This window comes from Natrinema soli (assembly GCF_028618695.1).
In genome coordinates, this window is the sequence record NZ_JAQIVI010000834.1 from 1 (window position 1) to 4,241 (window position 4,241).

The following is a 4,241-nucleotide window of genomic DNA, read 5'->3' on the forward strand; positions in this document are numbered from 1 at the left end:
CAGACGCGGACGGCGGGCTCGCCGTCGGCGGCGATCGAGAGCAGCCGTCGACTCGCGTCTCGGTCGGCCGCGAGAGTGTCCCCCCGTCCGCGAACGACGCGCATACCGGACGTTGAACCCGGTGGGTCTAAACGCTCCCGCCGCCCAGACCTCGACGAACGATGGCCGTCACGCTTCCCGAGACCGTCCTGGCGCGCTACGAGCGATTTTCGCTGTATAACTCGCCGTACCCCGCCCACGACGGCGGCTGTGCGATCGATCTGTATCCCGGGACGCTGATGGACGGCCGAACCACCGCCGCGCCGAGCCCGGTCGACGGCGCGGTCCGGGAGACGCGCACCGTCCGCGCACCGCCGAAACCCTACGCGCCCGAGCACGATCATCTGATTCTGCTCGAGCCCACGGACTCCAGCCCACTGTCCGGGCTGACGGTCCGAATTCTCCACGCCGAGCCGACTGTCGCGGCCGGCGACCGGGTCGAGCGGGGCGACTCGCTGGGTCGGCTCGTCCGGGCGGGCTTCTTCGCGCCGTGGGTCGACAACCACCTCCACGTCGGCTTTCGCGGGCCGGATCAGAACCCCTACCGAGCAACTGGATCGCTCCCGATCGACCTCGGGGTGTCGGTCCGACCCCTCGAGTGGGACGGCACCGGCCGAGTCGTCTCGAGCGGCGACACGTACGCGATCCTCGACGGGCCCACACACCCCGACCCGGGAACCGAGTTCGTCGGCGTGCGAGCCGACGGCGGCGGCGTTCTCGACGGCGGACTGCCACACTACGACGGTGGCGGGCTGCTCGAGCGAGGCGATTCACCTGCAGAGAACGGAGCCGACCGCGTCGTCTCGCTCAACGGCGACCGACTCGGCGTCGCCGACGGCCGCACGATCGCGTGGGACGACGTGACAGTCACGGCGAACGGCGAGGCCATCACCGGACTGTCGCTGTTCTGCGCTCGAGACGAGGACTTCGGTGCGAAGCTGATCTGTCCGGATCGCGAGTTCGAACTCGGCGAGCGGGTTCGAGTACGCGTTCGCTCGAGCGGAGACTGCTGACGGGTCCGATCGATCTCGCCCGCCGCGGTAAAACTGACGACGCAGCGGCTCGCCGCCCCGTCCGCTCGAGCACCCTCGTTTCGCGGCCGAGTGAACGTCTGACAACGGACAGGTCTGGAAACGTAGCTGTCAAGAACGTCGCCGAGAGACGAATGGCTATGACCGACGATGCGCCGATGATGGACGCAGCCGACGAGTTCGACGATATCGAGGCGATGCTCCAGTCCTTCCTCGAGGAGAATCAGGAGTTCCTCTCGTGGCTCGGCACGACCGTCGACAACGTCGGCGAGGGGACGATGACGATGTCGATCCCCTACGACGAGAAACTGACGAACACCCGGCCGAACGCCGCGCCCGACGAGCGGGGCGATCTCCACGGCGGCGTCGCCGCCACCCTCATCGACACCGTCGGCGGCCTCTCGCTGCGGACGGCAATGGACGATCCCTTCGGGACGCGGATCGCGACGATCAACCTGAACGTCAACTACCTCCGTCCGGCGACGGACGATCTCGTGGCGACCGCGGACGTGATCCGGGTCGGCGGCAGCGTCGGCGTCAGCGAGATCACCGTCGAGAGTACGACACCCGACGGAGAGACGAAGGCCGTGGCGATCGGACAGGGCGCGTACCGGGTCTTCCGCGAGAACGCTAATAGCCACTGAAAATCAGTGTGCACCTGATCGCACGACTCCGTTGCGATCAGTGTGTGATTCGTTTCAGTGGCTACTGGAACTCCGTTTCCCGTCCCCTCTCGGCCGCTCACCGTTTCGGTCTCAGTACATCCGTTTCTTTTCTCGCGGATTCGCGGATGTCGAGACGCTCGCCCGTCAGGAGTCGACGGTCAGCACCCGAAGGCGAACGATGGAGAACACGACCACGAGCGCGAACGGACCGGCGTACAGATAGTCGCCGAGCGAGGCGAAGTACCAGAACGCGTACGCGCTGATCCCGACTCCGACCAGGTACACCGGTCGTAACCGTCGTTCGTTCATTCGAAATCCCTCTTCGCTCCGATCTCGAGTCGCAGTTCGCTCGCCGGTTCGACGGGCTGCGATCGACGCGCTCTCATACGCCCCCGTTCGATCGGCGACGTTGAAAAGGGACGCATTGGCGACGGGAACGGCGTGACGCGCTGCACATCCGATCGAACGACAGGAGTGCGGTTCTCGCCCGCGGTGCGCGCTCACGGCTCGCTTCGCTCACCGTTCGCGCCTCGCGGTTCTCGCTCACTGCGTTCGCTCACGGCTCGTTTCACTCACTGCTCGCGTCCCGCGGTTCTCGCTCACTGCGTTCGCTCCGAACCGCGCCGCTCCGAACCGCGGACCGTGCGATCGATGCGTAACTCGGTTCACCTGTCGCTATCGGTATCGGGCGTAACCATCCGAAGCCGAACCACGAGGTACACGGCGACGAACGCGAACACGCCGGCGAACAGCCACGACCCGTTCATGACGGCGTTCGCGAACGCGATCGCGTTGAGCGCGATCCCCACGAAGTACACCGATTTCCACCGTCGTTCGCTCATCGATCCTCACCGTCCGCCCGCGGCTCGAGGCGCGGTCGTTCCGGCGGTCTCGAGCGTCGGCGAAAGCTCGTCTTCATAGCCGTGCTTCGGGCCCGCTCGGATAAAACACTGCAGTTCGAGCTCTGCGGACTGCCCCGATACCGAGTACGGCTCCACGCCGGGCGGGACGAGACGAATCCATTGCAGGCGAACAACTGGTCGAGGTTCGAACGCCACGACTGCCGCTCTCTGCGTCGAGGCGACGAGAGGGAAGACGAGCGAGGCGACGAGAGACGGACGACGTGCGACTCAGGCGAACTCGAGGTCGTCACTCGGTTCGACCTCGCCGAAGAGCCACGCGGCGTGATCGAGGGCGTACTCGCGGTGACCGTCCTCGATCGCACCGATACAGTCCTCGAGCATGATCGGCCGGAAGTCCCGCAGCCCAGCGCTGCCGCCGGTGTGGAGCACGCAGACGTTCGCGAGCGTGCCACAGATCACCAGATCGTCGATGTTGCGGGCGTTCAGCCACCCCTCGAGTTCCGTGTTGTAGAAGGCGTCGTAGGTGTGTTTCTCGACGACGTGATCGGCCGCGTCGACGGGGAGTTCGTCGACGATCTCGGCCTCCCACGATCCCTCGAGGACGTGCTCGCCCCACTGCTCGAACTCGTCGTAATAGTGAGCGTCGTCGAACTGTTCCGGGGGATGGACGTCGCGGGTGAAGATCACCTGCGTCCCGGTCTCGCGAGCCCGCTCGAGGAGGTCGGCGATCGGCTCGATCACCGCCTCGCTGCCCGGCGCGTACAGCGAGCCGTCCGGGTGACAGAACCCGTTTTGCATGTCGACGACCACCACCGCCGTATCGGCTGGCTCGAGGCGCATAACTAGGCGGCCGTACGGGCGGAATCGTAAAAACGTTCGCGCCGGGCTCGAGGTCGTTCCGGTCGCCGAAACCACTACCCGCGGTCGCGGCGTACGCGGCCTATGGGCGATCGAAGCGCTGACTCGAACGGCGTCTCGAAGCGCATCGTCGCAGTCGGCCTGCTCGCAGCGCTGGGCGGTGCCGGGTTCCTGGCGTGGCGACGGACCGCACCGCTTACGCGGCGGTATCGTCAGCTGAAACGCCGGACAGACGAGCACGATCGACGCGAACCGAACCCGCAGCGGGAACCCGGGACGGATCCGCTCTGATCGGGGCCGACGGGACACGAACGGCGGGAGCGACCCCGCGGCCGTAGTCGCGGGTAGCACAAGAAGGGCATTGACACGGAAGCTCCTCCTTTTCGGACGGACTCGGTGAACGCTACGGCAGTGAGCCGAGAACCAAATTTGCACGACGAACGCGCGATCGTCCGCGTCACGGTCGGTCGCGGCGAGCCGCCGAGCGTCGCGCGCAAGTCAGCGGGTGACGATGCCGACGAGACAGTTCATCCCCTCGAGCGGGGGCGGGAGGTCCTCCGGACGGCCCGTACCGCCGCCGAAACGGTCGACGTGCTCGAGGTGGGTTCGACCGGCGTCCGCGCGCTCGAGCCGCTCGTTCTCGTCACGATCGAGGGACGAACGGCGTACTATCCTCGGCCCTCACCCGCGCAAACGCGAACGATCGTCGAGCGGGCCGAAGCGGGTAGCGTCGAGGCGGACGACGCCGAATGGGTCGTCGAACACGCTTCCGACGCCGAGACGCT

At 66.6% G+C, this 4,241-nt stretch carries 6 protein-coding genes and 2 pseudogenes; 4 read left to right on the top strand and 4 right to left on the bottom strand.

The window, feature by feature from the left end:
- Positions 1-104, bottom strand: a pseudogene (locus PGX04_RS33680) (lipoate--protein ligase family protein); the annotation flags it as partial.
- Between the two features lie 57 nt (positions 105-161).
- On the opposite strand from PGX04_RS33680, the gene PGX04_RS33685 reads away from it, so the two are divergent.
- Both PGX04_RS33685 and PGX04_RS33690 read left to right on the top strand, forming a co-directional pair.
- Positions 162-1,052, top strand: a complete 891-nt coding sequence (locus tag PGX04_RS33685; RefSeq protein WP_273742450.1) for a DUF8155 domain-containing protein — start codon at positions 162-164, stop codon at positions 1,050-1,052.
- Positions 1,053-1,210: 158 nt separating this feature from the next.
- Positions 1,211-1,714 carry a PaaI family thioesterase gene (locus PGX04_RS33690; RefSeq protein ID WP_273742451.1) on the top strand — a complete coding sequence of 168 codons (504 nt, stop codon included), beginning with the start codon at positions 1,211-1,213 and terminating at the stop codon, positions 1,712-1,714.
- A 165-nt stretch (positions 1,715-1,879) separates the two neighbouring features.
- Here PGX04_RS33690 and PGX04_RS33695 read toward each other — a convergent pair whose 3' ends face one another.
- The 3 genes from PGX04_RS33695 to PGX04_RS33705 all read right to left on the bottom strand — a co-directional run bounded on the left by PGX04_RS33695 (position 1,880) and on the right by PGX04_RS33705 (position 3,438).
- Entirely contained in the window at positions 1,880-2,020 is a 141-nt protein-coding gene (locus PGX04_RS33695; RefSeq protein ID WP_273742455.1) for a hypothetical protein, read from the bottom strand.
- Between the two features lie 380 nt (positions 2,021-2,400).
- Positions 2,401-2,577, bottom strand: coding sequence for a hypothetical protein (locus tag PGX04_RS33700; RefSeq protein WP_273742452.1), 177 nt, complete (start codon positions 2,575-2,577; stop codon positions 2,401-2,403).
- Positions 2,578-2,865: 288 nt separating this feature from the next.
- On the bottom strand, positions 2,866-3,438 hold the full coding sequence (locus tag PGX04_RS33705; protein WP_273742453.1) for a cysteine hydrolase family protein: 573 nt from the start codon (positions 3,436-3,438) through the stop codon (positions 2,866-2,868).
- A gap of 102 nt (positions 3,439-3,540) precedes the next feature.
- Here PGX04_RS33705 and PGX04_RS33710 point away from each other — a divergent pair, with 102 nt between their 5' ends.
- Positions 3,541-3,747, top strand: a complete 207-nt coding sequence (locus tag PGX04_RS33710) for a hypothetical protein (RefSeq protein ID WP_273742454.1) — start codon at positions 3,541-3,543, stop codon at positions 3,745-3,747.
- Between the two features lie 138 nt (positions 3,748-3,885).
- Positions 3,886-4,241 (top strand): annotated as a pseudogene (locus tag PGX04_RS33715) (hypothetical protein); the annotation flags it as partial.